A 1,222-nucleotide genomic window follows, 5' to 3' on the forward strand; every position below is an offset into this window, starting at 1 on the left:
TTAAAAAAAATGTTAAAATAAACCCTTGTGGTTTGTACAAATTAAACTTCTAGAAATAACGACACCATTGGAGGAATTATGAAATACGTTATAGCTTTGTTTGGACTGCTTGTTGTTTTGGGACTAGCTTATTTAGCAAGTAATAATCGGAAAGATATTAAGATCAAACCAATTATTATGATGATTGTTATCCAACTTTTATTAGCGGGATTATTGTTAAATACGAAATTTGGATTTGTATTAATTAAAGTGTTTTCAGACGTCTTTAATAAATTATTATTTTATGCGAACAGTGGAATATCATTTGTTTTTGGAGGCCTTGCAAACGAAGGTGAAATGCCATTTTTTCTAAATGTTCTGCTTCCAATCGTATTTATTTCGGTATTAATTGGTATTCTCCAATATTTAAAAATACTTCCTTTTATTATGAAAGGAATTGGGTTCTTGTTAAGTAAGGTAAATGGTATGGGAAGGTTAGAGTCGTATAATGCCGTTGCATCAGCAATGGTTGGTCAATCAGAAGTATTTATTACGGTTAAAAAGCAACTTGGCCAACTGCCGGCCAATCGCTTATATACATTGTGTGCATCAGCCATGTCAACGGTTTCAATGTCCATAGTTGGAGCTTATATGACGATGATTGAACCAAAATATGTGGTTACCGCATTGGCACTGAACTTATTTGGAGGATTTATTATTGCATCCGTAATTAATCCGTATACTGTGGAATCCAACGAAGATATACTTATTATTCAAGAGGAAAAACAAAGCTTTTTTGAAATGATAGGTGAATATATAATTGATGGGTTTAAAGTAGCGATTATAGTTGCTGCCATGTTAATTGGTTTTGTTGCATTAATTGCTGGAATTAATGGCGTTTTTGAATTAATTTTCGGTATTTCGTTCCAGGAGATCATGGGATATATCTTTGCACCTTTTGCATTAATTATGGGGGTTCCATTATATGAGGCTGTTCAAGCAGGCGGTATTATGGCGACAAAGCTTGTGACAAATGAATTTGTAGCTATGATGGATTTAGCTAAAATGCAGGAAAGCTTTACCCCTCGAACACTAGGAATTATCTCAGTATTCCTTGTCTCATTTGCAAACTTTTCCTCTATTGGAATCATTTCAGGAGCTGTAAAAAGTTTAAACGAACAGAAAGGAAACATAGTTGCCCGGTTTGGGTTGAAGCTATTGTTTGGAGCAACATTAGTTAGTG

1 protein-coding gene is annotated in these 1,222 nt (G+C 34.0%); it reads left to right on the forward strand.

The window, feature by feature from the left end:
* Window positions 1-78: 78 nt before the first annotated feature.
* Window positions 79-1,222, forward strand: a 1,144-nt coding sequence (locus tag V7149_RS25920; protein ID WP_335348428.1) for a NupC/NupG family nucleoside CNT transporter, incomplete at its 3' end; no start/stop codon positions are given.

Origin of the sequence: Bacillus sp. JJ1503 (assembly GCF_036965125.1) — a bacterium.
Lineage (GTDB): Bacteria > Bacillota > Bacilli > Bacillales > Cytobacillaceae > Cytobacillus.